The 512-nt window shown below is 54.1% G+C and carries 1 rRNA gene; it reads left to right on the top strand.

The features are described 5' to 3' along the window. Positions 1–512: ribosomal RNA gene (locus ACE41H_RS25160) — 23S ribosomal RNA — on the top strand; the annotation flags it as partial.

Here is a 512-nt window from a genome sequence, read left to right as displayed (position 1 = left end):
AGTACGTGGGCGTAGACCCGAAACCGGGTGATCTACCCCTGTCCAGGGTGAAGGTGCGGTAACACGCACTGGAGGCCCGAACCCACGCACGTTGAAAAGTGCGGGGATGAGGTGGGGGTAGCGGAGAAATTCCAATCGAACTCGGAGATAGCTGGTTCTCCCCGAAATAGCTTTAGGGCTAGCCTCGGAAAACAGAGTCATGGAGGTAGAGCACTGATTGGGTGCGGGGCCCGCAAGGGTTACCAAGCTCAGTCAAACTCCGAATGCCATCGACTTGTGTCCGGGAGTCAGACAGTGAGTGCTAAGATCCATTGTCAAAAGGGAAACAGCCCAGACCATCAGCTAAGGTCCCCAAGTGTGTGTTAAGTGGGAAAGGATGTGGAGTTGCACAGACAACCAGGATGTTGGCTTAGAAGCAGCCACCATTGAAAGAGTGCGTAATAGCTCACTGGTCGAGTGACTCTGCGCCGAAAATGTAACGGGGCTAAACACACCACCGAAGCTATGGCTTG

The sequence above is a fragment of the Paenibacillus enshidis genome (genome assembly GCF_042136365.1).
Taxonomy (GTDB): Bacteria; Bacillota; Bacilli; order Paenibacillales; family Paenibacillaceae; genus Paenibacillus; species Paenibacillus enshidis.
This window is presented reverse-complemented; position numbering and strand designations above follow the sequence as displayed.